Genomic DNA, 23,928 nt, shown 5'->3' on the forward strand with positions numbered 1-23,928 from the left:
TGCCAAACAGCCGGTTGCGCCTCGGGCGATATCGGCCGACAATGTGTTTGCCTCGACGAGCTGCGGCGTTTGCCGCCGGTCGCTTCACCACCAGTTTCAGGATCAGACGATGAAGATCATTGCTTGCGGCAGCGTGCCGACCATCATAGCGCCGGAAAAATACTTCACCGGCCGGGTTCTGCAGACGCCGATCATCGAGGCGGAGGCGCCGGCGCGGCTGAGAGCGACGCTGGTCAGCTTCGAGCCGGGCGCGCGCACGCACTGGCACACACATCCGCTCGGCCAGACGCTCTATGTCACCTCGGGCGCCGGGCTTGCCCAGACATGGGGCGGCCCGGTCCAGGAGATCAGGGCAGGCGACGTGATCTGGTTTTCGCCGGGCGAAAAGCACTGGCATGGTGCCGGGGCGAAGACGGCGATGACGCATATGGCCATGCAGGAAGCGCTCGACGGCGTCCATGCCGATTGGCTGGAAGCGGTTTCCGGCGAGCAATATGGCGGCTGAGTTCTATTCGGGCCGAAACGACCCGAGGAACAGCGCCGAGAGGTTTGCTGCCGGTTCGCTGCCGTCGTAGATGGCTGCGAAATCTGAATGTTTGGACAGACCATGCCGAAGAACCGCCTGCCGCTCGTCGCCGCCGTCTATCTTGGCACGTTTGTCGCCTTGCTCGATGTCAGCATCGTCAATGTCGCGCTGCCGACCATCCAGCAGGCGCTGCACACCGATTTCGGCGGCCTGCAATGGGTGGTCGATGCCTACACGCTCTGCCTGTCGGCCTTCATGCTGTCCTCGGGGCTGATCGGCGACCGCTACGGCCGCAAGCGCTCATGGCTGGCCGGCGTCGGCATCTTCGTCGCCGGTTCGCTGATCTGTGCCATCGCACCCAATTTGCCGGCGCTGCTGGCCGGCCGTGTGGTGCAAGGCATTGCCGGCTCGCTGCTCATTCCAGGCGCGCTGTCGATCCTGACGCAGGCTTTCCCCGATCCGCGCGAGCGGGCCGGCGTCATCGGCGGCTGGGCCTCGTTCGCCGCCGTTTCGCTGGTCGTCGGCCCGGTGCTGGGCGGCATTCTGGTGCAGACGGTCGGCTGGCAGAGCATCTTCCTGATCAATTTGCCGCTCGGCCTTTTCACCATCGCGCTCGGCGCCGTGTCGATCGAGGAGACGGCGCATCCCGAACATGCCCATCTCGACCTTGTCGGCCTGGCGCTCTCGATCCTGTGGCTTGGCGCGCTGACCTTCGGCCTGATCTCCGCCGGCGAGAGCGGCTGGGGCGATGCCCGGACCATAACGGCCATCATCGCCGGTGTGGTTGGCCTGGTGGTCTTCCTTGGCTTCGAGGCGCGCACGCCACGGCCCATGCTGCCGCTCGGCCTGTTCCGCGACGTGCGCTTCGCCGTCGCCAACGTCGCCTCGTTCGCGCTCGGCTTCACCTCTTATTCCAGCGTCTTCTTCTTCTCGATGTTCCTGCAGCAGGTGCAGGGCTGGTCGCCGACGCAGACCGGGCTGCGAATGGCGCCGGCCTTCCTTGTCCAGATCGTGGTGTCGCCGTGGATCGGCCGGCTGAGCGCCCGCTATGGGCATTCGCTCCTGATGACGGCGGGCTATATCTTGGTCGGGCTTTCGATGCTCGGCATGTGCTGGGCCGGGCCGTCGACGCCATACGCGGTGCTGTGCACCCTGTTCATCATCAACGGTCTCGGCAACTCGCTGGCGATCCCGACCGGCAGTGCCGCCGCCATGTCCTACGCGCCACGCGAGCGCTCCGGCATGGTGTCGGCCGTCATCAACGCCACCCGCCAGAGCGGACTGGCCATCGGTATCGCGCTGCTTGGCGCGCTGATGAGCATGCGGGCGACCAGCCTGCTGACCGGATATCTCGATGATGCCAATGTGCCCAATGCCGAAGCCGTGGCTCGTGCGGCCATCTCACGGCATGATTTCACAACCGAGGCGGCAATCGGCGAGGGTGGCGTGCACCAGCTCTTCGCCACCGCCTATGCCGGCGGCTTCCACGCCGCCATGCTGACAGCGGCGATTGCCGCGTTCCTCACCGCCGCACTGCTGGTCGTGGTTCTGGCGCCGGCCGAGGCGCGTTCGGCCAGGCAAGCAAAGCAGCAGGCGTAAGGCGCTTGGCCTCTAACAAGAAACCCGGCGATGATGGCGCCGGGTTTCTCTTGTCGTCAGGTCGGTCCGATCAGGTCAGCGATGCCGTGAAGCGCTGGATGCGCGTGCAGGCTTCCTCCAGCAGCGCATCCGACGTCGCATAGGAGATGCGAAAGTTGGGGCCGAGGCCGAAGGCCGAGCCGAACACCACGGCCACGCCTTCCGCCTCGAGCAGTTCCGAGCAGAAGGCCTCGTCGGTGTCGATCACCTTGCCGGCCTTGGTCTTCTTGCCGATCAGCTGGGCACAGGACGGATAGACATAGAAGGCGCCTTCCGGCGACGGGCAAGAAATGCCGCGCGCCTGGTTGAGCATCGAGACGACGAGGTCGCGCCGCCCTTGGAAGATCGCCTTGTTCCTGGCGATGAAATCCTGCGGACCGTTGAGCGCCTCGACGGAAGCCCATTGCGCGATGGTGCAGGCGCCCGAAGTCTGCTGGCCCTGGATCATGTCCATCGCCTTGATCAGCTGGACCGGACCGGCGGCATAGCCAATGCGCCAGCCGGTCATGGCATAGGCTTTCGACACGCCGTTCATGGTCAGCGTACGCTCATAGAGCTTCGGCTCGACCTCGGCGATGGTCTTGAAGACGAAGTCGCCATAGGTCAGGTGCTCGTACATGTCGTCGGTCAGCGTCCAGACATGCGGATGCTTCAGCAGCACATCGGCCAGCGCGCGCAGTTCAGCCTGCGTGTAGGCCGCGCCCGACGGGTTCGACGGCGAATTCATCAGCAGCCATTTGGTCTTCGGTGTGATCGCCTTTTCCAGCACTTCGGCCGTCAGTTTGAAGCCGTTCTCGATCGAGGTGTCGGCGAACACCGACGTGCCGCCGCAGATCGCCACCATTTCGGGATAGCTGACCCAGTAGGGGCGGGGGATGATGACCTCGTCGCCGGGGTTCAGAGTCGCCATGAAGGCGTTGAACAGGATCTGCTTGCCGCCGGTGCCGACAATGGTCTGCTCCGGTCTGTAGTCGAGATTGTTCTCGCGCTTGAATTTCTTCGCGATCGCCTCGCGCAGCGGCACGATGCCCGACACCGGCGGATACTTGGTTTCGCCACGGCGGATCGCCTCGATCGCCGCGTTCTTGATGTTGTCCGGCGTGTCGAAATCCGGTTCGCCGGCGCCGAGGCCGATAATGTCACGGCCGGCATTTTTCAGCTCGCGCGCTTTCTGCGTCACCGCGATGGTGGCGGAAGGCTTTACGCGGGAAAGGGTGTCGGCAAGAAAGGCCATGACCAGATATCTCTCCTTGAGAAGATCGGCGCGGCCAGGAGCGGCCGCGGCGCTTCTCATGTCGCATGATTTCGCACAGTGCAAGCATTGTCCGCTGATCCAGGCCTCAAGGAGCCGTGATTGCAGCTTGCGGCTGCAACAGAAAATTCATTAACGGGCGGTAAGGGCTTGAGTGGCAGGATCGCAATCCATTCCGCCATTTCGCGGAGCGAGGAACCTTTGTCACGCAGCATCGGGCTTGCCCATATCATCCGCCATGATGACGGCACCTCGTCAGGTGTCTGGGGTATCTACACGCTGCAAAGCGCCTTCCAGCCGATCTTCGCCTTCAAGGAGGGCAAACTGTCGGTTGCCGCCTTCGAAGGGCTGATCCGGCCGTTTCGCGATGGCGAGCCGCAACCGCCGATGGCCTTCTTCTCGACCTGTCCGGCCGCCGACCGTCTGCATGTCGAAGCGCTGACCAGGACATTGCATCTGCTCAATGCTGGCGCATGCCTGCCGCTGGAGGCGTCGATCTTCGTCAATTTCGACCCGTCGGTGTTCACCGAGCGGTCGATCGCCGACAATGCCTTGCGCGAAATGCGGCTGGTGCTGCACGAGGCCGGCATCGATCCGGGCCGCGTCGTTTGCGAGGTGACCGAGCAGCGATCGGCGTCGCAGGAAACCCTGCACGGCTTCGTCGCTGCGCTCAGGGCCAACGGTTTCCGCATCGCCGTCGACGACTATGGCGCCGACGATTCCGACATCAACCGCATCAAGGAGCTGCGGCCCGACATCGTCAAGTTCGACGCCGCCTGGATCACGCAGCTGATGGAGTCCGGCGCCGGTTTCGCGCTGTTGACGACGATGGTGAAAAGCTTCGAGGACCAGGGCATCCGTACGGTGTTCGAAGGCATCGAGGAAGGGTGGCAACTGGAGCTCGCCGAAAAGTCCGGCGCCTCGATGGTCCAGGGTTTCGTGCTGGCGCGGCCGGAACTGGCGCCGACGAGTTTCCGTGTTTTCGGGAAAACCGCGGACCCGGTTGCCGCCGCAAGCGATGCCACCGCCCCCGCCGTCGCTCCGCGTACGGCACGACCGGCAAAAGCCTTCGGGCGCAGGGTCGCGCCATGAGGTTCGAGCGGCGGCGCAGTGTCGGCGACGCGATCTTCGCCGACGAGATCGGCATCGAATACGGCATCCATGGCGAGTTCCGCCTGCGCAGCGCCTACCAGCCGATCTTCGCGCCGCTTGGGCGTTCTCTGCACGCTGTGGCGGTCGAGGGCCTGATCGAGCCGCACCGTGCCGGCAGGGCTGGGTCGGCACGGGCGTTCTTCGAGAGCGTCGCCGCGGCGGACCGGCTGTTTGTCGAGACCATGTGCCGGATGCTGCACTTAAGGAATTTTCACAATATCGGCGTCGACGGGCTCGATCTGTTCTTCAACTACAATCCGATGGTCAACGACCATTCGGGGCGGGCGCTGGCCGAAATCCGGCTGATGAGCCGGCACCTCGGCGATCTCGGGCTCGCCCCCGGCATGCTGGTCTGCGAAATCACCGAACAGGCGGCGGACGACGTGCTTCTCGCCCGGTTGGTGCGCGAAATGCGGCGCGACGGCATCCGCATCGCCATCGACGATTTCGGCACCGGACATTCGACCGAGGAGCGGGTGAGCCTGCTGCAGCCCGATATCGTCAAGATCGATGGCGGCTGGTTCGCCGAGTTCTGCCGCCACGCCGCCGCCGAACGCTTCTTCCGCCCGCTGGTTTCCAGCCTGCACGACCGCGGCGCCAGGGTGCTGGTCGAAGGCATCGAGCAGCCCGTCCACCTGCGCGTCGCGCTCGACGGCGGCGTCGACCTGCTGCAAGGTTACCTTCTCGCCCGGCCGGCGCTGGCCGGCACCATCTTCAACGAAGAGCCGCTGTCCGTCGATGCGTTGCTGGGCAGGGAGAACAATGTCGTGCCGCTGTTCGGGTAAGCAGCTTCGGCGGTTAGCGAAAGCGGTGCCGCAGCGTCCTTGGCGCATGTATTGTCTTATGCTGCGCTGGTCGACCCCCACTCCGTCGAGCTTCGCTCGACACCTCTCCCCCGATCGACGGGGTAGAGGAAGGGCGCGAGCCTATTGCCGCCAACGCTTTTCCAACGAGGCTCCTTCCTTTCCCTCCGGAGGGGGGAAAGGTGGCGCTGCGAAGCAGCGACGGATTGGGGGAACCACGCGGCAATCAAGCCTCGGGCTGATCAGTCATGCCAATCATAGAAGATGTGTGCATAGCGTAGCCGTTTACGGGGAGAAGGACGCTCTCATCAGCGCCGCTGATAATCTCGCCAAAACAAATCATTGGTTGAAGGCACCGCGGCTGCGATAATCGCCTGTGCAAGGCAGCGCTTCGGGGACCGCCCATGATACTCTACAGCATGATCGACAGCGGCAATTGCTACAAGCCGCGCCTGCTGATGGCCAAGCTTGGCCTCGCCTTCACCACGATCGAGGTGAGTTCGCATACTGGCGACACGCGCAAAGCCGATTTCGTCGCCAAGAACCCGAACGCCATGGTGCCGCTGCTGGAACTCGATGACGGTCGCCGGCTGGCCGAGTCCAACGCCATCCTGCTCTATCTCGCCGAAGGCACGCGCTTCCTGCCGGCGGATAAGTATGAGCGCGGGCTTGCCTATCAATGGCTGTTCTTCGAGCAATACAGCCACGAGCCCTATATCGCCGTGCGCAAGGCGCTGCTGACCTTTCCCGAGCGCGCCGGGGATGCGACACCCGAGCGGCTGGCGGTGACGCTGGAGCGCGGCAACAAGGCGCTCGGCGTGATGAACAGATATCTGGAGAACAACGCCTTCTTCGCCGGTGGCGCCTTCAGCGTCGCCGACATCGCGCTCTATGCCTACACGCACACGGCCGAGCAGGGCGGCTTCCAGCTCGACGCCTATCCGGCTGTCGTGGCCTGGCTTGGCCGCGTCGAGGCGGATCCGGGGCATGTGCCGATCGGGTGGGTGGGTTGAGACCTTCTCAATAATTATACTCTGGCGGCCACCTAGCGCGATTTTCTGCGCTTCCGGTGCTCACGTACTTAAATGTACGCTCCGCTCCGGTTCTCGAAAACCACGCTTTCTGACTCGCCAGAGCGAATTCTTGAAAAGGTCTCGGCGCCGCGGCTAGAGACATCGACAGTTTCCGGCTCGAACCTCGGCCAACGCCTTTTCGGCAAACCCGTCCAGTCGACCTGCCTTTGCATCGGCCTCAATCTGCTTGTCCCATACGTCAGCCTGCAACGCCTCGAACCATTTGGCAAAGGCCTTTAGTTCTTTGGTGCTCAGAGCTGCGATGGATCTCTCGATCTGTTCGAGCTTGGTCGTGTATTGAAAATAACCTGATCGGCGTTGCGAGGCGAAATGGCTCAACCCCAGACAAACAAAAAGGCGGGATAAATCCCGCCTTCCCATGCTTGGTAGCCTGATTGGGAGCGTCCGGTCCGGGCTGGCAGCTATCTGCTGATCCAGCGTTTCGGGTCTTTCCGCTCCGGGCCCGCTTCTCGCGCGACCGTCAGTACATCCGTGACTTGCCGCGCGCCCCGAGCTCTCGCCCGGCGCGCGCCATTCGCAAAATCAGGCTGCCTTGCTCAGAGATCCAGCGGACGACTTGCCAGTGCGGCGGTCCTGCTCGATCTCGAAGTTGATCTTCTGGCCTTCGACCAGGGTCGACAGTCCAGCGCGCTCGACAGCGGAGATGTGGACGAAAACGTCCGCGCCGCCCGCGTCAGGCTGGATGAAGCCGAAGCCCTTGGTGGCGTTGAACCACTTGACCGTTCCAGTTGCCATAAAAATAGTCCTTGCATTTGCTTTGGTTTGACCGGACCGAAGTCCAGCCGGTGTGCATCGAGATTTTGGAGATAGACGTCAGCAAACGCGAAGATCGCGAGGCCCGGATCGATCGGCCGAAATATCAATGGGGCTGATATAGTCTGCTTTCGTTCCAAAAACAAGACTGCGTGAGAAAGCCGTGATTGGGAACTGCCCAACGGCCGCCCCAATCTGGTGAAACCGTTGCGGCAGATCGCGCCGTCCGTGGGCGGCGGATCAGGGGAGGAGACCATGAAAACCATAGTGCTTGCCGCCTGTCTCACGCTGGTGGCCGCCGAGGCGCAGGCGATCTCGCGCTATGACCCGACGCATATGAGCTGCGCCAAGGTGCAGTCGACCATCGCGCGCCAGGGCGCGGTCATCCTGCGCTACCAGTCGAAGCGGGTGCCGGGACTGCCGCTCTATGACCGCTATGTGCAGAGCCAGCAATTCTGCACCATGGGCGAGGTGAGGACGCGCGCCTATGTGCCGAGCGCCGACACCAGGTCGTGCCCGGTCTATAACTGCAAACGGCCGGACAATGACCGGCATTTCCGCCGGCGGTTTTTCCACAACAATTAGGCTGCTTCCGCGCCGGCGGTTCAGAAGCCGAAGGACACCTGCGCCGGCGGCGGCGGGCCGACTCGCACGCCTTCCATGGCCAGCATCTTCTCCTTGGTGACGGAGCCGCCGGGCGCCGAGAAGCCGCCGATCTTGCCGCCGGCCGCCAGGATGCGGTGGCAGGGGATGACCAGCGGCACCGGGTTGGCGCCAAGGGCTGCTCCGGTTTCGCGCGGCAGGCCGGCATGGCCGGCACGCTTGGCGAGTTCGCCATAGGTGGTTGTCTCGCCGTAGCTAAGTTTGCGCGCCGCGTCGTAGATGGCCAGGCGGAAATCGTCGACGCCGTCGAGATCGACCGGAACATTGGTGAAATCGACGTCCTCTCCAGCGGCGTAAGCCTTGATCGAGGCGATGAGTTCGACCACCCATGGAGGCTGCGCCGTGGAGGCGGAAACGCCGGCATGACGCATCAGCCGCCGCTCCACCGATTCACGGCTGCGTTCGGGCAGGCAGAGCCGGATCAGGCCCTTTTCGCTCCAGGCAATGCCCATGAAACCGATCACTGTTTCTAACACTGCGTGGCCGGCTGTGATCGACGGTGTCGTTTCCATGATGCGCTCTTTTCCGCAAAGCGGCGGAATCCGGGATTCCCGCCGGTACATATCAGGAACAATATGGCATCACCGCCCGCGTCTCGCCACCCGAAAACCACCAGATGGCCCCGATTGCTACCCTGGAATCGCTGGTGTAAGGGATTTCTTAACACCCCGACGAACCGGACCCGAACGCGGCTTGCCAGCAAAACAAACCCTTATCGCGATCGGCGTGATCGTGGCGGCAGCCGGCATGAGCGGCTGCACCTCGACCTCGCAGATGAAGCCCGCGCCGTCCCTGACCGAAACCGCGACCGTTGCCGGCAGCGATGCCGGCTTCACCATCCCGCTGCCGGAGACGGTTTCGGTGCTGCCGCAATCCTCGGGCATCGCTCCCGTCCAGACCGCCGAACTCGCACCTGGCGCCGTCATTTCGGAAGGTGAGGCAGCCGCCGCGCCGGCCAGCCAGCCGGCCGCCGCGACCGCGGCCTTTGCCGGCGCGACGCCGAAGGCTCCGGCCGTGCCCGCCATCATGATCGCCAGCCCCAGTGCCTGGCAGGCGCCGCCGCCCTCCAAGGCAGGCCAGCCGGTGAAGGCAGCTCAGCCCGTGATCAAGTCCGCCGAGACCTATACGACAGCCGGCCTCATTGTGCCGGCGGTCGCCGGCAGCGGCCAGAAACTGCCGGGGGTGCAGCAGGTCGCCTATGTCGTGCCGCAGAATCCGGCTTCCCTGGTGCAGTTCCCCTCCGCGCCGGTTGGTCCGGTGCAGGAAGAGCACACCGGCGTGCGCGGCGACGTCGACCGGCTGATCGTCAAATACGCTGCCCTCTACCAGGTGCCGGTCGATCTGGTGCGCCATGTCGTCAACCGCGAGAGCACCTTCAATCCCAAGGCCTACAACAATGGCCATTGGGGGCTGATGCAGATCAAGCACGCGACGGCGCGCGGCATGGGCTATGACGGGCCCGCCAAGGGCCTGTTCGACGCCGAAACCAATTTGAAATACGCGGTCAAATATCTGCGTGGCGCCTGGCTGGTGGCGGGCGGCAACGCCAAGAAGGCCGACTGGCTTTACCAGACCGGCTACTATTTCGATGCCAAGCGCAAGGGCCTGCTCGAGGCGACCGGCCTCGGTGTCGACCGCAAGCGGCGTCCGCAACCCGACGCCTGAGCGCGATGCCTGAACCACGCCCGCCGGCCCCAAACGACATCCGGCTGCGCAAGCTTCTCGACGAGACACTGGTTGCACCGCACTGGCCTGATGGTTTTGCCATGCGCTGCGCAGAGCCCCCAGACCTGCATGCCTTGCATGCGCTGTTGAGCGAAGTGTTCGATGACGGGGCCGACGGGCCGTTCGCAGACTGGTGTATGCGCCTCCTCGACGATCCCGAATTCGACCCGGCGCTGTGTTTCCTTGTCATCGACGCCAAGGGCCGGCTGGCGGCGGCGGCGCTGTGCTGGACTTCCGCTTTCGTCAAGGATCTCGCCGTTCATCCCGAGGCGCGCGGCAAGGGCATCGGCGAAGCGCTGATGTGGCAAGCCTTCGCCGCCTTTCGCGATCGCGGTGCGGCCCATGTCGACCTCAAGACCAACACGGTCGAAAACGCCGCCGCCGTCAGGCTCTACGAGCGGCTCGGCATGTTCGAGGTGGATTGGTATAGTTGACCTGTGACCACGCGCGTCAGATATCCGGTGCGTTGCCGATCTTCTTTTTGATCACCAGCGCCCAGGCGCGGCCTTCGTCGCCGCCCCACAGCAGCCAGGCGATGGTGCCGGCAGACGGGTTGTCCTCATTGCCGTAATTCTTGCCGCGCTTGTCGACCTCGTGGCGGGCGAAGTAGCTGACCATGCGGCGGATGGTGGACGGTGCGAGCTTTTCGCGGTTCATCAATTCCGTGGCGCGGGCGACGCCGATCTCGGTGCCGCCACGGCCGAATTGCGCGCGCAGCCGCAGGCCCTTGGCGGCATTGTCGGCCACCACTTGCAGGCAGCGCAGGTCGATCTCGTCGGCTTCGTGCATTTGGTCTCCCCAATCAGCTAGCCCTAGCCGGCGGGAGCAATGCGGGAAAGGCGGTCGGGTTCCGCGGCGCGAAAGAAACTATCCACCAAGGCGGGACGTCGCATCTTGCCCGAGGCGGCTCCGCGGTTAAGCTTCGTCTCGACTGAAACAGGAGGAAACATGATGCGGCTTCTGCTCTCCAGCCTTGCCACCCTGATTCTTGCCGCGCCGCTCCTTGTTGGCGTGGCACATGCAGCCGACGACTGCGCCAACGCGTCGGATCAGGCCACACTCGACGCCTGCGCCGGCAAGGATTTCGACGCGGCCGACAAGAAACTCAACGACGCCTACAAGCAGATCACGGACAGGCTGAAGGACAATGCGGGGTCGAAAAAACTGCTGGTCGACGCGCAGCGCGCCTGGGTCGCCTTCCGCGACGCCGAATGCAACTTCCAGGGCGGCCCGCCCGAAACCGCCGGCAGCGTGCGTCCGATGGCCGTCGCCAATTGCCAGGCGGGGCTCACCACCCTCAGGCTGAAGGATCTGCAGGACTATCTCCATTGCGAGGAAGGCGTGCTGGACTGCCCGGTGCCGGCGGCGCCTTAGGTTTTGTCCCTCTCGCGAGAAGCGGATCCTTCGTCCGCAAAAATGTCGGGACCGGTTGCCGCCAAACGTCCTTGGGTCGCAGAGCAACCGCGCCGGGACGCCGGCGCGACGACTTAAGGGAGCCGACCATGATCACCTTTCCCAACGAATCCGCCAGATACCGCACCGCCCGCGAAAAGCTCCTGAAGAAGGAAATCGAACTGCGCCGCGCCATGGAAGCCGTGGCCGAGGCGCGGCGCGCGCTGCCGCCGGGCGGGCTGATCCGCCAGGACTATGTCTTTGACGCGCTTGGCGCCGACGGCAGGCCGGGGAAGACAAAACTGTCGGAACTGTTCGCGCCGGGCAAGGATTCGCTCATCCTCTACCAGATGATGTTTCCGCGCCATCCGCAGGAGACGCGCGATGTGGCGGCGAGCGGCGGCACGGCGAAGCTCGCCCGGCCGGACCAGCCATGCCCGTCCTGCACGGCGCTGCTCGACCAGTGGGACGGCGCCGTCGGCCATCTCGAAGCGGCCGGCTTCAATTTTGCCGTGGTAGCGAAAACCGCGCTGGAAAACCTGGTGACCCTCGGCCGCGACCGGGGCTGGAAGAACATGCGGCTGGTGTCGTCGGCCGCCAACAGCTTCAAGCGCGACTACAATGCCGAGACGGCCGACGGCGCGCAGATCCCGCTGCTGTCGGTGTTTCATTGCGATGGCGACGGCATCAGGCATTTCTGGTCGTCGGAGCTTGGCTTCGCGCCGAGCGACCCCGGCCAGGACCCGCGCGCCATCGGCACCTGCGAGATCCTGTGGAACCTGATGGATTTCACGCCGGAGGGAAGGCCGGATTGGCATGAGCAGCTGCAGTATGGGTGTTGCCATTAGAGGGTGGGGCGAGGTTTTGAGTTTGACTGATCGACGCCGGCGCTGCCCCTCATCCGCCTGCCGGCACCTTCTCCCCGTATAGTGACGGGGAGAAGGGAGTTGGCCGCGACGCTGGCGCCATCCTGACGTTGACGATTGGCGAAGCCATCAATGACAGCGTCCCTCTCCCCGTCACTATACGGGGAGAGGATGCCGGCAGGCAGGTGAGGGGCGGCGCTGGCGTCGACAATAGATCATCTCAAAAATAAGAGCCGTCATCCGTTGAAGGGCGCCCCTTTGCGCCAGGCGCTTGTCATCTAAACTGCGCCCACCAAATCGAGGAAACACCCCATGCCCAGGATCGACCTCGCCGCCGTGCCCGTCCGCAAAGGCTCCGGCTACCCCGCGCCCTTCGACGCCCCTTGCGCCGACCGCACGCGCCGGCGCCTCGGAGACGCCGGCGGGCTCAGCGATTTCGGCGTCAACCTGATGACGCTGCCGCCCGGCGGCTGGTCGAGCCAGCGCCACTGGCACAGCCATGAGGACGAGTTCGTCTACGTGCTGGAAGGCGAGCTGACGCTGGTCGAGGATGGCGGCGAGACGCTGCTCAAGGCGGGCGATAGTGCTGCCTTCGCCAGGAACAGCGGCAACGGCCACCACTTGATCAACCGGTCGTCGGTCACGGCGCGCTACCTCGAAGTCGGCTCGCGCAATCCGGACGATGTCATCACCTGCTCCGACATCGACATGATGAGCCCGAGTTCGGATGGACGGTTTTTGCACAAGGACGGCACGCCGTATCCGGGGCAAGGGTGACGGCTGGACGCCGCTGACTTTTCCTTCTCCCCTTGCGGGAGAAGGTGGCCTCGCGAAGCGAGGTCGGGGTGTTCCAGGGAACACCAACGTCTCACTCCGCTGGAGCACCCCTCAACCGTCTCGGCGCTGCGCGCCGATCCACCTTCTCCCACAAGGGGAGAAGGGAAGAACTGCGCTGGCGTTCCGCCAATGCCGCGCTAAGCTCCCTGCCAACCTAGGGAGCATCACCATGAAAAAACAAGTCATCGAAGTGCCCGTTATGTCGGATAAGGTGCGCTCGCTCGGGCTGCCCTGTTCGACGGCGGTGAAGGCCAATGGCTTCGTGTTCATCTCGGCGACGCCGCCGGTGGATATGGTGACCGGCGAGATGGTGCGCGGCGACATCGAAGTGCAGACCGAGGCATCGCTGAAGGCGCTGCAACATTGCCTGGAAGCGGCCGGCACGTCGCTCGACAATGTGGTGATGGTGCGCATCTACGCCGTCAATTCCGGCTTCTACACGGCCATCAACCGGGTCTATGCGCGGTACTTTTCGACGAACCCGCCAGCGCGGAGTTTTGTGCCGGTGGCGTCATGGCCGATGGAGTTCGATATCGAGATTGAGTGTGTGGCGGTGGCGTGAGCTAACTTGGTTAGGATCGAAGTCCTCAGCAGCCACATTTGCTAGAATTAGGAGCAATGCCTGCTGGCGTCTGAAGCGCAGTAGCGATAGTTTCGGCTACCGGTGCTGCTCCATAGCATCGGGTCGCTGCGAATTGCAGCAGCCTACGGTATTTGGTGAGCAATTGATTCTAAAATCGCATGGCGCCGTGCATCAGAATGCCAATCCTCGTTTGGCACCGGGCACAACCCCGGTGCGTCGCACGGATGTGTACTTCTCGGCAGACGTAGAAACAGATGGACCCATCCCTGGCCCATTTTCGATGCTGTCATTCGCGATCGTGTATGCAGGTAAGTATGATGGAAAGCATTTCGAGAGGCCGTCCGAGTATAACAAAATATTTTACAAGGAATTGTCTCCTATTTCGACCGACTTCCAAGCTGAGGCATTGAATGTCAATGGTTTAGATAGAGACAAATTGATTATAAGTGGCTCTGATCCCGCCCAGTCTATGACAGAGGCATTTGATTGGATAAAGCTTGTATCAGGAGATTCTTATCCGGTTCTGGTCGCATACCCTTTAAGTTTTGACTGGAATTGGCTTTATTGGTATTTTATGAAATTTGGCCGATACGGATCCCCGTTCGATTATTCTCGCTGCTTTGATATTAAAACTGCTTTTGCAGTGAAATCTGCTATTCCTATTGCCGAAGCGGGCAGGTCTCATTTACCTATTAATCTGGCGTCGAACAAAAAGCATACCCATCATGCGATCGATGACGCCATTGAGCAGGCAGAGATATTTGCCAACGTATTCGAGTGGGAGGGGATAAATGGGGGCGATCGACGATAGAAGGGAATATTCTATTCGGCGTATGGGGGAATTGAAGCAAGCTCTTTCAGGTGCGCAGGAGATCGCTGGCGCGAAAGCCTGTGTATTTGCTAGCGGCTCCTTCGGTAGGCTTGAAGCAAGCGAGCACAGTGACCTAGACCCATGCATCGTAGCTTTGAGTAGCAGAAAAAAAGAAAGCAAACTTTCCCTTCTCCAAGAGATAAGGCTAAAGTCTGAAATAATTTTGGCGGTGGAACGCCTTGGCCTTGAGGAAATTGATGGTGATGGAAAGTACATCGGCCAATTCACGGATCGAAGCCTGGTAGGTGAAATCGGATCTCCAATTGACGACTCTAGCAATACGTTTACCACTCGCCTCCTAATGTTGCTGGAGGCGAGGCCGTTAATTAATGAAAAAATATTCAACAACGTGAGGACGGATATTATAGAGGCTTATTGGGTCGATTTTGATCGATACCAAAGTAAGTTTGTTCCGGCATATTTCACCAACGATATAATCAGACTCTGGAGGACGTTTTGCGTCAATTATGAGGCTAGGACGAGAAAGCTTGTTGGCGAGCTTAGGATCAAAAAGAAGGTCAAAAACTACAAACTAAAACATAGCAGAATACTAACCTGCTATTCAGCTATATTATACCTTTTGTCAATGTATAGTACAAATGGAACCGTCACTCAGGCTGACGCGGTTGAGATGTGTTCTATGACCCCAATGGAACGGTTGTTGTCATTGAGAGGTAATTCTGATCTATCCCATGCGCGGGGTATTATTGATAGCTTGGTAGAAATGTATGATCGATTTTTGCATACAGCGAGCCAGGAGACTGTCAAGCTTGAGCAGCAAATTCAAGACAATGAAGGCTATACGCGTGATGACTACAAATTTGGCCAAGAAATGTTTAACGCGATAAACAGTATCGGCGGAGGGAATGAGTTTCATCGTTTGATTATCGTCTGATGCCGCTCCAGTAAGAACGCTCTGTTCTTTTAAGCAAAATACTCCTGCAGCGGCCTGACCTCCAGGCTCCCCGCCTTCAGCGCCGCGATTGCCTCGGCCACAGCCGCAGCGCCCGACAGCGTCGTGTAATACGGCACCTTCTGCATCAGCGTCGCTCGCCGCAGTGACTTCGAGTCCGACACTGCCTTCTGGCCATCCGTGGTGTTGAAGACGATCTGGACCTGGCGGTTGCGGATGGCGTCTTCGATGTGGGGGCGGCCTTCCAGGACCTTGTTGATCTTTTCGGCCACCACGCCGTTTTCGGCGAGGAAGCGTTGCGTGCCTGATGTCGCCAGCACCTTGAAGCCGAGGCCGGCGAGGCGCTTGACCGCCGGCAATATGCCTTTCTTGTCCTCGTCGCGGACCGAGACGAACAGCGTGCCGGAACGCGGCAGGTCGACGCCGGCGCCGAGCTGGCTCTTGGCGAAGGCCAGCGCGAAGTCGCGGTCGAGGCCCATGACCTCGCCGGTCGAGCGCATTTCCGGGCCGAGCAGGATATCGACACCGGGGAAGCGGGCGAAGGGGAAGACGGCTTCCTTGACGGCGATGTGGCCGGGATTCCTGGGGTCGGGCATCGCGCCATAGTGGGCGAAGGCGTCTTCCAGCGTCTCGCCGGCCATGATGCGGGCGGCAATCTTGGCAATAGGCCGGCCGATGGTCTTGGCGACGAAGGGCACGGTGCGGGATGCGCGCGGGTTGACCTCCAGCACATAGACCGTGCCGTCCTTGATCGCATACTGCACGTTCATCAAGCCGCCGACATTGAGCGCGCGGGCGAGGGCCGCCGTCTGGCGCTCCAGTTCGTCGACCAGTTCCGAGGGCAGCGAGTGCACCGGCAGCGAACAGGCTGAGTCGCCCGAATGGATGCCGGCCTCCTCGATGTGCTCCAGAATGCCGGAGACGAAGGTCGCCTTGCCGTCGCAGAGGCAGTCGACATCGACCTCAATGGCGCCGGAGAGATAGGTGTCGAACAAAAGCGGGTTCTTGCCCAGCAGCGTGTTGATCTGGCCGGTCTTGTCGTTGGGGTATTTCTGCTTGATGTCCTCCGGCACCAGGCCGGGCACGGTGTCGAGCAGGTAGCTCTGCAGCATGCTCTCGTCATGGATGATCTGCATGGCGCGGCCGCCCAGCACATAGGACGGGCGCACCACCAGCGGGAAACCGAGCTCGCCGGCGACGAGCCGGGCCTGCTCGACCGAATAGGCGATGCCGTTCTTCGGCTGGCTGAGGTTGAGCTTGTGCAGGAGCTTCTGGAAGCGGTCGCGGTCTTCGGCGAGATCGATCATGTCGGGCGAGGTGCCGAGGATCGGGATGCCGGCCTTCTCCAGCGCATCCGCCAGCTTCAGCGGCGTCTGGCCGCCGAACTGGACGATGACGCCGACCAGTTCGCCCGAGGCCTTTTCGGCGCGCAGGATCTCCAGCACGTCCTCCGCCGTCAGCGGATCGAAATAGAGCCGGTCCGACGTGTCATAGTCGGTCGAGACCGTCTCCGGGTTGCAGTTGATCATGATCGCTTCATAGCCGGCGTCGCGCAGCGCAAACGCGGCGTGGCAGCAGCAATAGTCGAACTCGATGCCCTGGCCGATGCGGTTCGGGCCGCCGCCGAGGATGACCACCTTCTTGCGCGACGAGACCTGCGCCTCGTTGGCAAGCGCGCCGGCGAACGGCACTTCATAGGTCGAGTACATGTAGGCGGTGGGCGAGGCGAATTCGGCCGCGCAGGTGTCGATGCGCTTGTAGACGGGATGGACGTCGAGCTTTTCGCGGATTTTCGCGACCACTTCGGCGTCGGTCCTGGTCAGCGACGCCAGGCGGGCGTCGGAGAAGCCCATGGCCTTCAGCATGCGCAGATTGACGGCGTCCTGAGGGATGCCGTGCTCGCGGATGCGGGCTTCCATGGCCAGGATGCCTGCGATCTGCTCGAGGAACCACGGGTCGATCTTGCACATGGCGTGCACGTCTTCCAGCGAAGTGCCCATGCGGATCGCCTGCGCCACCATGCGCAGCCGGTCGGGCGTCGGCGTGCCGAGCGCGGCGCGGATCGCGTTGCGGTCGTCGGCGTGGTTGGCAACCGTCGCCCCATGGCCGAGGCCGGGAATCTCGATCTCGTCGAGGCCGGTCAGGCCGGTTTCGAGGCCACGCAGCGCCTTCTGCAGCGATTCCTGGAAGGTGCGGCCGATGGCCATGACCTCGCCGACCGACTTCATGGCTGTCGTCAGCACCGGCTCGGCGCCAGGGAATTTCTCGAAGGCAAAACGCGGGATCTTCGTCACCACATAGTCGATCGACGGCTCGAAGGAGGCGGGCGTGGCGCCGCCGGTGATGTCGTTCTCCAGCTCGTCCAGCGTGTAGCCGACGGCGAGTTTTGCCGCGATCTTGGCGATGGGAAAGCCGGTCGCCTTCGAGGCCAGCGCCGAGGAGCGCGAGACGCGCGGGTTCATCTCGATGACGACGAGGCGGCCATCGGCCGGGTTGACGGCGAACTGCACGTTGGAGCCGCCGGTCTCGACGCCGATCTCGCGCAGCACCGCGATCGAGGCGTTGCGCATCATCTGGTATTCTTTGTCGGTGAGCGTCAGCGCCGGGGCGACGGTGATGGAGTCACCCGTATGCACGCCCATCGGGTCGATGTTCTCGATCGAGCAGACGATGATGCAATTGTCCGCCTTGTCGCGGACGACCTCCATCTCATACTCCTTCCAGCCGAGCACGCTTTCCTCGATCAGCACTTCGGTGGTCGGCGAGGCGTCGAGGCCGGACTGGACGATGTCGTAGAATTCCGCCCTGTTGTAGGCGATGCCGCCGCCGGTGCCGCCCATGGTGAAGGACGGGCGGATGATGGCGGGCAGGCCGACATGGTCGAGCGCCTGGGCGGCGATCGCCATGGCGTGGCTGATGTAGCGCTGCTTGCGGTCGCCTTCGCCGAGGTTCCAGCGGGTTTCCAGCGCATCGAGCGCCGTATCGAGATCGGCCGGCTTCTCGGCCTTGAGCGCGGCGCGCTCGGCCTCATGCGTCTTGCGGTCGGCGTTCTTGACGTCGGTGGCGTTGGCCAGCATCGACTTCGGCGTTTCCAGGCCGATCTTGCTCATCGCCTCGCGGAACAGCGCGCGGTCCTCGGCCTTGTCGATGGCCGTGGCGTCGGCGCCGATCATCTCGACATTGTAGCGCTCGAGCACGCCCATGCGGCGCAGCGACAAGGCGGTGTTTAGCGCGGTCTGGCCGCCCATGGTCGGCAGCAGCGCGTCGGGCCGTTCCTTGGCGATGATCTTGGCGACCACTTCCGGGGTGATCGGCTCGATATAGGTGGCGTCGGCCAGTTCCGGGTCGGTCATGATGGTGGCCGGGTTGGAATTGACCAGGATGACGCGGAAACCTTCCTCCTTCAGCGCCTTGCAGGCCTGGGTTCCGGAATAGTCGAACTCGCAGGCCTGGCCAATGACGATGGGGCCGGCCCCGATGATCAGGATCGACTTGATGTCAGTGCGTCTTGGCATGTCATAGGTCCGTTCGGCGGGCGGCTTGCACAAAAAACCGGGACGGGAAGACCCGGCCGGTTGTGCTCGCGATTCTGGTATCAGGCTAGGTGGGCCTTATAGGGAAGAGTTTTGGCAGATGTAACCCCGAAAATGAGGGATAGGGCAGTAGGGCAGTAGGGCAGTAGGGCAGTAGGGCAGTAGGGCAGTAGGGCAGTAGGGCAGTAGGGGGGAGGCTCGAGCGCCCTTAAAACATATTGCCCTATTGCCGTACTGCCTTACTGCCCTGCCTCCTTGTCCCCAAACGCCGTCTTGTCCGTAATCTCGAAGCGTTCGGAGACGCCGATGCGGATCATGCTGAGGCTGCCCTCGCGGGTGAAACGGAAATCGCCCTTGGCGTCCGAGCCGGCCGGCACGCCTGCGTCGAAGGAGATGAGGCGCGTGCCGCCGTCGGGCCAGGTCACGGTGATGTCGGCCTTGTCGGCGCCCTTGTGCACGATGGCTGCCGCGCAGCTCGTCATCGGCTGGCCGACATAGCGGGCGCAGGGAATCTTGACGGCACCGCCCGAGGCAAGGGAGGTCGGCTGCGGCGGCAGTTCGGCCACTGTCTGCGTGTCGAGGGCGGGGATTTCGCCGGTCGACGGGGTTTCGTTCGCCGCGAGCGCCAGGCCGTAGGCATCCAGCATGGCGATTTCGGCGGCGGATTTCATCGGGGCTGCTGATGTGGCGGGATGGGCCGCGCCGCCGAGCCGCGCCGTCAGATCGGGCTGAAGGCTCGATGCCTCGGCGGCCGTCGCAGTGCTCTCGGCGGGAGGCATTGCGGAGGCAGTGCCGCCAGCCGTGGGCGTCGCTGCATCGGCGGCCGCGCCCGCATCCGCCTGGTCGAGGGACACCGTCGCCGGATTGACGGGAACGAGGTAGCGCGCGGGAGCCCAACCGGTGGCTTTGGGGTTGTCAGACTCGATCTTGCACCAGGGGTGTCCGTCAATGTCGTTGCAGCCGAGGTTCCTGACGTTGGCGCCGGCGGCCAGACGCGCCTCGGTCTTGCCGATCGCCGACGGTTTGGCGCGGACATTGAGCAGGTCGTCGGGCGCGAGGCCGGTGACGATGGAGATGAAGGGCGTCTCTTCGGCATGGGCCGGGACAATCGCAACGAACGCCGTCAGCAGCGACGGTGCGGCCATCAGCGCCAAGAGCTTTGTCCGGAGCGAAATTCGGCGCCTCACTTGGCTGTCGGCAATCAATTGCATTCCCAAAGGCACCGCCAGAACCCGAAAACGCTGCCGCACGCGAAGCCGGTTTTATAAGCGACGGTGCGCTGCCGTGTCTACAAGCGAGATGTTCACGCCTGTTTCAGGCCGAATGTGAGGCGCACCGCGAGGTGGCAAGAAACAGGTTTGGCCCGGCAGGAACGCAAGAGCGTTCAGCCTGGACATGAGCTTCGCTCAGTCCGGCATGAACCCGGTTCTGAGCGCGTGAGCCCATTCCGGCCGTCCCGCTTGTTCGGCCTGTCGCGCCGCCGCGTCGTGGTCGTAGTCGACGGCGATCGTCTCGAAACGGTCGGGCCGGCCTTCGCCGCCCAAGGTGACGATGCCGTAGCGCGCATGCGGCGAACCCTGTTCGGACACATGCGCCGGCGGGGTGGAATCGTCATAGGCGGGGCAGCCGATGCTGCCCGGATTGAAGATCACCGGACCGTCGGGAATGCGGACCAGTTCCGGGCGGTGGCTGTGGCCGCACAGCGCAATGCGGCAGGCCGGATCGAGCGCCTTCAGCCGCCGCCGGATCGCCGCCAGCGGCGCGCGCACCAGCTGGCCATCGACAACCGCGTCGAGCAGGTATTTCTCGTCATGGTCGGGGCGGGCGTGGAAGACGACGATGCCGGGCGCGATCTCCAGCGTCAACGGCTGCGCGAAAAGCACTTCGCGCTGTGCCTGCGTCAACCGCTCCTGCGCATAGACGTCTGACGCCCACATGGTCTCGTCTGCCGGATCGACGGCGACGCGGCGGTCGTGATTGCCGCGCACCGTCGGCAGGTTCAGCGCTTCCAGGCGCTCGAACGTCTCGCGCGGCCAGAGCGGGCCGGAAACGCTGTCGCCGAGATTGACGGTGAGATCAGCGCCGCCGCGCCCCGCCAGATCCTCCAGCACGGCATCGAGTGCAAGGACGTTGCCATGGATGTCGGCGAGGACGGCGATGCGCATGCGGTGGGCTCCCTTGGTGCAGCCCATCGGGGCTCCGGTCCGCTTCGTTATCAAGCCCCCGCCTTCATGATCAACCCCTTGAGATCGTTCGGGACATTGGGAACGCCGGGAGCGCCATGCAGCTAGCCTTGGCTATCGCGGAAGCCCACCATCTGCTAGCGTCCACGCCATCCCGAAGTTCATATGGGAAATATCCGCTTAGACAGCCTCGAAAGGCACCAGGCGATGACCCGCGACCAGATGTTCGCCCACCTCCGCGCCGCCAATGACATGGCGCGCGAGACTGCCGCGCATGGGCACCATCCTTTCGGCTGTGTGCTCGTCGGCCCCGACGATCGCATCCTGATGCGGCAAGGCAACATCAACACCGTGCGCCACGCCGAAACCGAACTCAGCCGGCGCGCGGCGGACGCCTATCCGGCGGAATTCCTGTGGTCCTGCACGCTGGTCTCGACCGGCGAGCCCTGTGCAATGTGCACGGGAACGCTCTACTGGGCAAATATCGGCCGGCTGGTCTACGGCTTCGAGGAGACCAAGCTTCTCGCGCTGACCGGCGACCACGCCGAGAATCCGACGATGAACCTCTCGTCGCGCACGGTCCTTGCCTCCGGGCAGAAGCCGGTCGAGGTCCACGGCCCCTTTCCCGAGATGGAGGAGGAGCTCCTCGCCCCGCACATCGGGTTTTGGCAGCGCTAGATCAGTTCACCGTCTCACGGAAACGGCGAACTGCTCTAACTTTTTGTTTCGACGCAATTCCGGACGGAAAACCGCACACACTTTTCCTGGAATTGCTCTAGCGGCGACAGAGCTTCAGCTCGGAACCTGCGGAGCTAGGCCGGCATCTCGATATCATGGCCGCCGACCGCCGGCAGTGCGGGGTCGTCGCCAGCCGCGGCGATGACGCTGTCGAGCAGGCCGGGGAAGCGGGCGTCGAGGTCGGCGCGGCGCAGCGTGATCATGCGGTTGGTGCCGACCACTTCGGCGCGGGTGACCCCGGCCTCGCGCAGCTTGGCCAGGTGGTAGCTGAGATTGGTCTTGGAGCCGAGATCGAGGAACTGGCTGCAGTTCAGCGCCACGCCTTCCTTGCTGGCAAGGTAGCGCACGATGGCAAGCCGCGTCGGGTCGCCGAGCACGCCGAGCACGATGGGCAGGCTGATCTGGTCCGTATTGGGATGAGGTAGCGTCATGGCTGGAACCTAAGCGCAGTCCGGGCCGATTTCAACGCATCCGTCCTCGCCTGCCCGTACACCTCATCTCTCCCTTTTCGATTGGTGCCGAACCGTGCTGACACAGGGCTGTCAGGATGGTTCAGCTATTTTGCCCTGGCTTCATTGACATCATGCCCTGTTATGTCCAATTGTTCAATAACTTTTGAACTAAGGACATCTGCCATGGACAAGCGGCTCTTCTGGCTTGCGCTCGGATCGTTCACGATCTCGACCGAAGGCTTCGTCATCTCCAGCCTTCTGCCCGACATCGCCAGGGATGCCGGCATCTCCATTCCACTCGCCGGCACGCTGATCACCGCCTTCGCGCTCGCCTATGCGATCGGCACGCCGATCCTGGCGACGCTGACCGGCGAATGGGACCGGCGCCGCGTCATCCTGTGGACGCTGGTGTTCTTCGTCATCGGCAACATCGCCGCCGCCTTGAGCTCCTCCTTCGAAGTGCTTTTGATCGCGCGCATCATCATGGCGCTGTCGTCGGGCCTGTTTGCCGCGACCGCGCAGGGAACGGCGGTGGCGCTGGTCGATGACCATCACCGGGCGCGCGCCATCGCCGTCGTCGTCGGCGGCACCACGGTTGCCGTCGCCGTCGGTGCGCCGCTCGGCGCGCTGGTCGCGACGATCGCCGGCTGGCGCGGCACCTTCTATGCCATTGCCGGGCTCGGCGCGCTCGCCGGCGCCATCCTGTGGTACCGGCTGCCGCGCGGCATCGTCGGCACCAGGCTGCCGCTGAAGCGCCGGCTGGCGGCGGCCATGCGTCCCGGCGTGATGCCGATCCTGGTGACGACATTGCTGGCGCTGACCGGCGCCTTCACGGTCTTTGCCTATGTCGCGCCGCTCGCCATCGAGGGCGCAGGGCTCAGCCAGGTCGCGCTGCCTGGCATGCTGCTCGCCTTCGGCGTCGGCGCGGTCATCGGCAACATTGCCGGCGGCCAGGCGGCCGACCGGTTCGGCGCCACCCGCACCGTCGGCTGGTCGTTGACGCTGAGCGCCGCCATGCTGGTGATGCTGTCGGTCGTGCCGGCCTTCCTGCCGCAGCACATTGCCGGTCCGGCGCTGATGGCGATGATGGTGCCGTGGGGCATCGTCGGCTGGGCGTTCCCGCCGGCGCAGGCCAGCCGCATCATCAAGCTGGCGCCCGATGCCGCCCCGATCGTGCTGTCGCTCAACGGTTCGGCGCTGTATCTCGGCGTGGCGCTGGGCGCGGTGGTCGGCGGTGGCGTGCTGCGCTACGGCGCGCCGGCCGATCTCGGCCTGGTCGCCGCGGCCTTCCCGATCGTCGGGCTGGGCATCGTGCTGGCCGGCCGCTGGGCGGCACGGCCAGTGGCGATGCCGGCTGAATAGTCTCTTCCAAAGCCGTCGGTCGCCTCAGGTGGCCGGCGGCAGATCGAAATCCAGCCCGGCGATGTCATCCAGCACCGCGCGCAGGCGTTCCGCCTTTTCCTTACCCACCACATCCTCGAAGCGCTGCTGGGCGACCTGCCACAGCTTCATCGCCTCATCGAGTTTGACCAGGCCCTGCGCGGTCAGCCGCACCCGCTTGATGCGGCGGTCGTCCGGGTCGGCGAAGGTTTCGACATAACCGTCGCGGATCAGCGGCTTCAGCGTGTGGCCAAGCGCCGACAGGTCCATGACCAGGGCAGCGGCGATGGCGCCCATGGCGGGTTCGTCGCCGATGTGGATCTGGTAGAGCAGGCCTTGCTGCGTGGCCTTGAGGCCGGACGGCGCCTGCACATCGTCATAGAACTGGCCGAGCTTGCGCGTCGCGCGACGCAGCATGGCGTAGTTGCAGGCTGTCAGGCCGGGCAGGGTGTCTTTCGACATGATGGATCCTTGGCGGAGCGGACACGATGTCCGGCTGCTGCCTGACAAATAATCCTGGATGCGCTCATTGACAAGATAGTGGCATATGCCTACTTCGTTGAAAGTGGTATAT

General features: G+C 63.3%; 26 protein-coding genes. 16 read left to right on the forward strand and 10 right to left on the reverse strand.

Annotated elements, in window-relative coordinates; genetic code table 11:
• The first annotated feature begins 109 nt into the window (after window positions 1-109).
• Together JG746_RS11975 and JG746_RS11980 are read left to right on the forward strand one after the other, a co-directional pair.
• Window positions 110-505: a (R)-mandelonitrile lyase gene (locus JG746_RS11975; RefSeq protein WP_202358314.1), complete on the forward strand. Its 396-nt coding sequence runs from the start codon at window positions 110-112 to the stop codon at window positions 503-505.
• An 87-nt stretch (window positions 506-592) separates the two neighbouring features.
• Window positions 593-2,125: an MFS transporter gene (locus tag JG746_RS11980; RefSeq protein WP_244730755.1), complete on the forward strand. Its 1,533-nt coding sequence runs from the start codon at window positions 593-595 to the stop codon at window positions 2,123-2,125.
• 70 nt (window positions 2,126-2,195) lie between these two features.
• On the opposite strand, the gene JG746_RS11985 is transcribed toward JG746_RS11980, so the two are convergent.
• Window positions 2,196-3,398, reverse strand: coding sequence for a pyridoxal phosphate-dependent aminotransferase (locus JG746_RS11985; protein ID WP_202359329.1), 1,203 nt, complete (start codon window positions 3,396-3,398; stop codon window positions 2,196-2,198).
• Between the two features lie 219 nt (window positions 3,399-3,617).
• On the opposite strand from JG746_RS11985, the gene JG746_RS11990 reads away from it, so the two are divergent.
• From JG746_RS11990 to JG746_RS12000, 3 genes are all read left to right on the forward strand, one after another.
• A complete protein-coding gene (locus JG746_RS11990; protein ID WP_202358315.1) occupies window positions 3,618-4,508 on the forward strand; it encodes an EAL domain-containing protein in 891 nt (296 codons plus the stop codon).
• On the forward strand, window positions 4,505-5,353 hold the full coding sequence (locus JG746_RS11995) for an EAL domain-containing protein (protein WP_202358316.1): 849 nt from the start codon (window positions 4,505-4,507) through the stop codon (window positions 5,351-5,353). The genes JG746_RS11990 and JG746_RS11995 overlap by 4 nt, the downstream gene beginning before the upstream one ends.
• A gap of 422 nt (window positions 5,354-5,775) precedes the next feature.
• Complete coding sequence (locus tag JG746_RS12000; RefSeq protein ID WP_202358317.1) at window positions 5,776-6,384, forward strand: glutathione S-transferase family protein; 609 nt, start codon at window positions 5,776-5,778, stop codon at window positions 6,382-6,384.
• A 153-nt stretch (window positions 6,385-6,537) separates the two neighbouring features.
• Here JG746_RS12000 and JG746_RS37750 read toward each other — a convergent pair whose 3' ends face one another.
• The gene (locus tag JG746_RS37750; RefSeq protein ID WP_342216546.1) at window positions 6,538-6,825 is read right to left on the reverse strand and encodes a hypothetical protein; all 288 of its coding nucleotides are present in this window, start codon (window positions 6,823-6,825) and stop codon (window positions 6,538-6,540) included.
• Window positions 6,826-6,987: 162 nt separating this feature from the next.
• Entirely contained in the window at window positions 6,988-7,200 is a 213-nt protein-coding gene (locus JG746_RS12010; protein WP_010910991.1) for a cold-shock protein, read from the reverse strand.
• A gap of 273 nt (window positions 7,201-7,473) precedes the next feature.
• On the opposite strand from JG746_RS12010, the gene JG746_RS12015 reads away from it, so the two are divergent.
• A complete protein-coding gene (locus JG746_RS12015) occupies window positions 7,474-7,803 on the forward strand; it encodes a hypothetical protein (protein ID WP_202358318.1) in 330 nt (109 codons plus the stop codon).
• Between the two features lie 20 nt (window positions 7,804-7,823).
• Here the strand turns inward: JG746_RS12015 and JG746_RS12020 are convergent, their stop codons facing one another.
• A complete protein-coding gene (locus JG746_RS12020) occupies window positions 7,824-8,393 on the reverse strand; it encodes a methylated-DNA--[protein]-cysteine S-methyltransferase (RefSeq protein WP_202358319.1) in 570 nt (189 codons plus the stop codon).
• A gap of 181 nt (window positions 8,394-8,574) precedes the next feature.
• On the opposite strand from JG746_RS12020, the gene JG746_RS12025 reads away from it, so the two are divergent.
• Together JG746_RS12025 and JG746_RS12030 are read left to right on the forward strand one after the other, a co-directional pair.
• Complete coding sequence (locus JG746_RS12025; RefSeq protein WP_202358320.1) at window positions 8,575-9,546, forward strand: lytic transglycosylase domain-containing protein; 972 nt, start codon at window positions 8,575-8,577, stop codon at window positions 9,544-9,546.
• Between the two features lie 5 nt (window positions 9,547-9,551).
• Entirely contained in the window at window positions 9,552-10,040 is a 489-nt protein-coding gene (locus JG746_RS12030) for a GNAT family N-acetyltransferase (protein WP_202358321.1), read from the forward strand.
• A gap of 16 nt (window positions 10,041-10,056) precedes the next feature.
• On the opposite strand, the gene JG746_RS12035 is transcribed toward JG746_RS12030, so the two are convergent.
• Window positions 10,057-10,395, reverse strand: coding sequence for a hypothetical protein (locus tag JG746_RS12035; protein WP_202358322.1), 339 nt, complete (start codon window positions 10,393-10,395; stop codon window positions 10,057-10,059).
• Between the two features lie 159 nt (window positions 10,396-10,554).
• Here JG746_RS12035 and JG746_RS12040 point away from each other — a divergent pair, with 159 nt between their 5' ends.
• From JG746_RS12040 to JG746_RS12065, 6 genes are all read left to right on the forward strand, one after another.
• On the forward strand, window positions 10,555-10,980 hold the full coding sequence (locus JG746_RS12040) for a lysozyme inhibitor LprI family protein (RefSeq protein ID WP_342216548.1): 426 nt from the start codon (window positions 10,555-10,557) through the stop codon (window positions 10,978-10,980).
• Between the two features lie 128 nt (window positions 10,981-11,108).
• Complete coding sequence (locus JG746_RS12045; RefSeq protein WP_202358323.1) at window positions 11,109-11,846, forward strand: DUF899 family protein; 738 nt, start codon at window positions 11,109-11,111, stop codon at window positions 11,844-11,846.
• Window positions 11,847-12,176: 330 nt separating this feature from the next.
• Window positions 12,177-12,641: a cupin domain-containing protein gene (locus JG746_RS12050; protein WP_202358324.1), complete on the forward strand. Its 465-nt coding sequence runs from the start codon at window positions 12,177-12,179 to the stop codon at window positions 12,639-12,641.
• A 229-nt stretch (window positions 12,642-12,870) separates the two neighbouring features.
• Entirely contained in the window at window positions 12,871-13,263 is a 393-nt protein-coding gene (locus tag JG746_RS12055) for a Rid family hydrolase (RefSeq protein ID WP_202358325.1), read from the forward strand.
• A 133-nt stretch (window positions 13,264-13,396) separates the two neighbouring features.
• Entirely contained in the window at window positions 13,397-14,095 is a 699-nt protein-coding gene (locus JG746_RS12060; protein WP_202358326.1) for an exonuclease, read from the forward strand.
• Window positions 14,076-15,050, forward strand: a complete 975-nt coding sequence (locus JG746_RS12065) for a hypothetical protein (protein WP_202358327.1) — start codon at window positions 14,076-14,078, stop codon at window positions 15,048-15,050. The genes JG746_RS12060 and JG746_RS12065 overlap by 20 nt, the downstream gene beginning before the upstream one ends.
• 29 nt (window positions 15,051-15,079) lie before the next feature.
• On the opposite strand, the gene carB is transcribed toward JG746_RS12065, so the two are convergent.
• The 3 genes from carB to JG746_RS12080 all read right to left on the reverse strand — a co-directional run bounded on the left by carB (window position 15,080) and on the right by JG746_RS12080 (window position 20,766).
• Window positions 15,080-18,583, reverse strand: coding sequence for a carbamoyl-phosphate synthase large subunit (gene carB, locus JG746_RS12070; RefSeq protein WP_202358328.1), 3,504 nt, complete (start codon window positions 18,581-18,583; stop codon window positions 15,080-15,082).
• A 257-nt stretch (window positions 18,584-18,840) separates the two neighbouring features.
• A complete protein-coding gene (locus JG746_RS12075; protein ID WP_446721208.1) occupies window positions 18,841-19,746 on the reverse strand; it encodes an SH3 domain-containing protein in 906 nt (301 codons plus the stop codon).
• Between the two features lie 261 nt (window positions 19,747-20,007).
• The gene (locus JG746_RS12080; RefSeq protein ID WP_202358330.1) at window positions 20,008-20,766 is read right to left on the reverse strand and encodes a metallophosphoesterase family protein; all 759 of its coding nucleotides are present in this window, start codon (window positions 20,764-20,766) and stop codon (window positions 20,008-20,010) included.
• 183 nt (window positions 20,767-20,949) lie between these two features.
• On the opposite strand from JG746_RS12080, the gene JG746_RS12085 reads away from it, so the two are divergent.
• Window positions 20,950-21,462, forward strand: coding sequence for a nucleoside deaminase (locus tag JG746_RS12085; protein WP_244730757.1), 513 nt, complete (start codon window positions 20,950-20,952; stop codon window positions 21,460-21,462).
• 134 nt (window positions 21,463-21,596) lie between these two features.
• Here the strand turns inward: JG746_RS12085 and JG746_RS12090 are convergent, their stop codons facing one another.
• Window positions 21,597-21,953, reverse strand: a complete 357-nt coding sequence (locus JG746_RS12090) for an ArsR/SmtB family transcription factor (protein ID WP_202358331.1) — start codon at window positions 21,951-21,953, stop codon at window positions 21,597-21,599.
• A gap of 204 nt (window positions 21,954-22,157) precedes the next feature.
• Here JG746_RS12090 and JG746_RS12095 point away from each other — a divergent pair, with 204 nt between their 5' ends.
• Window positions 22,158-23,336 (forward strand): MFS transporter, encoded by a 1,179-nt coding sequence (locus tag JG746_RS12095; protein ID WP_202358332.1) that lies wholly within the window; start codon window positions 22,158-22,160, stop codon window positions 23,334-23,336.
• A gap of 24 nt (window positions 23,337-23,360) precedes the next feature.
• Here the strand turns inward: JG746_RS12095 and JG746_RS12100 are convergent, their stop codons facing one another.
• Complete coding sequence (locus tag JG746_RS12100; RefSeq protein ID WP_202358333.1) at window positions 23,361-23,816, reverse strand: MarR family winged helix-turn-helix transcriptional regulator; 456 nt, start codon at window positions 23,814-23,816, stop codon at window positions 23,361-23,363.
• Window positions 23,817-23,928 lie beyond the last annotated feature (112 nt).

Source organism: Mesorhizobium sp. 113-3-3 (assembly GCF_016756495.1).
In the GTDB taxonomy this organism is placed as follows: Bacteria; Pseudomonadota; Alphaproteobacteria; order Rhizobiales; family Rhizobiaceae; genus Mesorhizobium.

Excerpts from the sequence above, each read along its gene's own strand:
- JG746_RS11975 (WP_202358314.1), top strand. The coding sequence starts at position 110 with ATGAAGATCATTGCTTGCGGCAGCGTGCCGACCATCATAGCGCCGGAA.
- JG746_RS11980 (WP_244730755.1), top strand. The coding sequence starts at position 593 with ATGTTTGGACAGACCATGCCGAAGAACCGCCTGCCGCTCGTCGCCGCC.
- JG746_RS11985 (WP_202359329.1), bottom strand. The coding sequence starts at position 3,398 with ATGGCCTTTCTTGCCGACACCCTTTCCCGCGTAAAGCCTTCCGCCACC.
- JG746_RS11995 (WP_202358316.1), top strand. The coding sequence starts at position 4,505 with ATGAGGTTCGAGCGGCGGCGCAGTGTCGGCGACGCGATCTTCGCCGAC.
- JG746_RS12000 (WP_202358317.1), top strand. The coding sequence starts at position 5,776 with ATGATACTCTACAGCATGATCGACAGCGGCAATTGCTACAAGCCGCGC.
- JG746_RS37750 (WP_342216546.1), bottom strand. The coding sequence starts at position 6,825 with ATGGGAAGGCGGGATTTATCCCGCCTTTTTGTTTGTCTGGGGTTGAGC.
- JG746_RS12010 (WP_010910991.1), bottom strand. The coding sequence starts at position 7,200 with ATGGCAACTGGAACGGTCAAGTGGTTCAACGCCACCAAGGGCTTCGGC.
- JG746_RS12015 (WP_202358318.1), top strand. The coding sequence starts at position 7,474 with ATGAAAACCATAGTGCTTGCCGCCTGTCTCACGCTGGTGGCCGCCGAG.
- JG746_RS12020 (WP_202358319.1), bottom strand. The coding sequence starts at position 8,393 with ATGGAAACGACACCGTCGATCACAGCCGGCCACGCAGTGTTAGAAACA.
- JG746_RS12030 (WP_202358321.1), top strand. The coding sequence starts at position 9,552 with ATGCCTGAACCACGCCCGCCGGCCCCAAACGACATCCGGCTGCGCAAG.
- JG746_RS12035 (WP_202358322.1), bottom strand. The coding sequence starts at position 10,395 with ATGCACGAAGCCGACGAGATCGACCTGCGCTGCCTGCAAGTGGTGGCC.
- JG746_RS12040 (WP_342216548.1), top strand. The coding sequence starts at position 10,555 with ATGATGCGGCTTCTGCTCTCCAGCCTTGCCACCCTGATTCTTGCCGCG.
- JG746_RS12045 (WP_202358323.1), top strand. The coding sequence starts at position 11,109 with ATGATCACCTTTCCCAACGAATCCGCCAGATACCGCACCGCCCGCGAA.
- JG746_RS12050 (WP_202358324.1), top strand. The coding sequence starts at position 12,177 with ATGCCCAGGATCGACCTCGCCGCCGTGCCCGTCCGCAAAGGCTCCGGC.
- JG746_RS12055 (WP_202358325.1), top strand. The coding sequence starts at position 12,871 with ATGAAAAAACAAGTCATCGAAGTGCCCGTTATGTCGGATAAGGTGCGC.
- JG746_RS12065 (WP_202358327.1), top strand. The coding sequence starts at position 14,076 with ATGGGGGCGATCGACGATAGAAGGGAATATTCTATTCGGCGTATGGGG.
- carB (WP_202358328.1), bottom strand. The coding sequence starts at position 18,583 with ATGCCAAGACGCACTGACATCAAGTCGATCCTGATCATCGGGGCCGGC.
- JG746_RS12075 (WP_446721208.1), bottom strand. The coding sequence starts at position 19,746 with ATGGCCGCACCGTCGCTGCTGACGGCGTTCGTTGCGATTGTCCCGGCC.
- JG746_RS12080 (WP_202358330.1), bottom strand. The coding sequence starts at position 20,766 with ATGCGCATCGCCGTCCTCGCCGACATCCATGGCAACGTCCTTGCACTC.
- JG746_RS12085 (WP_244730757.1), top strand. The coding sequence starts at position 20,950 with ATGGGAAATATCCGCTTAGACAGCCTCGAAAGGCACCAGGCGATGACC.
- JG746_RS12090 (WP_202358331.1), bottom strand. The coding sequence starts at position 21,953 with ATGACGCTACCTCATCCCAATACGGACCAGATCAGCCTGCCCATCGTG.
- JG746_RS12095 (WP_202358332.1), top strand. The coding sequence starts at position 22,158 with ATGGACAAGCGGCTCTTCTGGCTTGCGCTCGGATCGTTCACGATCTCG.
- JG746_RS12100 (WP_202358333.1), bottom strand. The coding sequence starts at position 23,816 with ATGTCGAAAGACACCCTGCCCGGCCTGACAGCCTGCAACTACGCCATG.